Here is a 1,991-nt window from a genome sequence, read left to right as displayed (position 1 = left end):
GGAATTTAATCTTGACGATGACCTACTCTCACATGGGGAAACCCCACACTACCATCGGCGATGCATCGTTTCACTACTGAGTTCGGGATGGGATCAGGTGGTTCCAATGCTCTATGGTCGTCAAGAAATTCGGGTACTGAGTCGTGACAAGAATGCCTCGCTTCAGCAAATTGGGTATGTGACAGCTTTCGGTGTTTTGTGAGATTCGAACTTTCGGTTCTATCGTCTTCACACACCGCAATCTGCTGCTCTGTATTAAAGAGCCGACGCAAATTGCTTGGGTGTTATATGGTCAAGCCTCACGGGCAATTAGTATTGGTTAGCTCAACGCCTCACAGCGCTTACACACCCAACCTATCAACGTCGTAGTCTTCGACGGCCCTTCAGGGAACTCAAGGTTCCAGTGAGATCTCATCTTGAGGCTAGTTTCCCGCTTAGATGCTTTCAGCGGTTATCTATTCCGAACATAGCTACCCGGCAATGCCACTGGCGTGACAACCGGAACACCAGAGGTTCGTCCACTCCGGTCCTCTCGTACTAGGAGCAGCCCCTCTCAAATCTCAAACGTCCACGGCAGATAGGGACCGAACTGTCTCACGACGTTCTAAACCCAGCTCGCGTACCACTTTAAATGGCGAACAGCCATACCCTTGGGACCGGCTTCAGCCCCAGGATGTGATGAGCCGACATCGAGGTGCCAAACACCGCCGTCGATATGAACTCTTGGGCGGTATCAGCCTGTTATCCCCGGAGTACCTTTTATCCGTTGAGCGATGGCCCTTCCATACAGAACCACCGGATCACTAAGACCTACTTTCGTACCTGCTCGACGTGTCTGTCTCGCAGTCAAGCGCGCTTTTGCCTTTATACTCTACGACCGATTTCCGACCGGTCTGAGCGCACCTTCGTACTCCTCCGTTACTCTTTAGGAGGAGACCGCCCCAGTCAAACTACCCACCATACACTGTCCTCGATCCGGATAACGGACCTGAGTTAGAACCTCAAAGTTGCCAGGGTGGTATTTCAAGGTTGGCTCCACGCAGACTGGCGTCCACGCTTCAAAGCCTCCCACCTATCCTACACAAGCAAATTCAAAGTCCAGTGCAAAGCTATAGTAAAGGTTCACGGGGTCTTTCCGTCTAGCCGCGGATACACTGCATCTTCACAGCGATTTCAATTTCACTGAGTCTCGGGTGGAGACAGCGCCGCCATCGTTACGCCATTCGTGCAGGTCGGAACTTACCCGACAAGGAATTTCGCTACCTTAGGACCGTTATAGTTACGGCCGCCGTTTACCGGGGCTTCGATCAAGAGCTTCGCGTTAGCTAACCCCATCAATTAACCTTCCGGCACCGGGCAGGCGTCACACCCTATACGTCCACTTTCGTGTTTGCAGAGTGCTGTGTTTTTAATAAACAGTCGCAGCGGCCTGGTATCTTCGACCGGCATGAGCTTACGGAGCAAGTCCTTCACCCTCACCGGCGCACCTTCTCCCGAAGTTACGGTGCCATTTTGCCTAGTTCCTTCACCCGAGTTCTCTCAAGCGCCTTGGTATTCTCTACCCAACCACCTGTGTCGGTTTGGGGTACGGTTCCTGGTTACCTGAAGCTTAGAAGCTTTTCTTGGAAGCATGGCATCAACCACTTCGCTAACTAAAAGTTAGCTCGTCATCAGCTCTCGGCCTTAGAATCCCGGATTTACCTAAGATTCCAGCCTACCACCTTAAACTTGGACAACCAACGCCAAGCTGGCCTAGCCTTCTCCGTCCCTCCATCGCAATAACCAGAAGTACAGGAATATTAACCTGTTTTCCATCGACTACGCTTTTCAGCCTCGCCTTAGGGACCGACTAACCCTGCGTCGATTAACGTTGCGCAGGAAACCTTGGTCTTTCGGCGTGGGTGTTTTTCACACCCATTGTCGTTACTCATGTCAGCATTCGCACTTCTGATACCTCCAGCAAGCTTCTCAACTCACCTTCACAGGCTTAC

2 rRNA genes (1 of these 2 cut by a window edge) are annotated in these 1,991 nt (G+C 51.7%); both read right to left on the bottom strand.

From position 1 onward, the window contains the following. Positions 1 to 9 precede the first annotated feature (9 nt). A 5S ribosomal RNA gene (gene rrf, locus BFL40_RS20225) occupies positions 10 to 125 on the bottom strand. Between the two features lie 163 nt (positions 126 to 288). Further along, a 23S ribosomal RNA gene (locus tag BFL40_RS20220) occupies positions 289 to 1,991 on the bottom strand; it runs 1,189 nt beyond the window's last position.

This window comes from Pseudomonas costantinii, from assembly GCF_001870435.1.
Classification (GTDB): domain Bacteria; phylum Pseudomonadota; class Gammaproteobacteria; order Pseudomonadales; family Pseudomonadaceae; genus Aquipseudomonas; species Aquipseudomonas costantinii.
The sequence above is the reverse complement of the archived record's forward strand: the minus strand, read 5'-3'. Positions and strand labels throughout refer to the sequence as shown.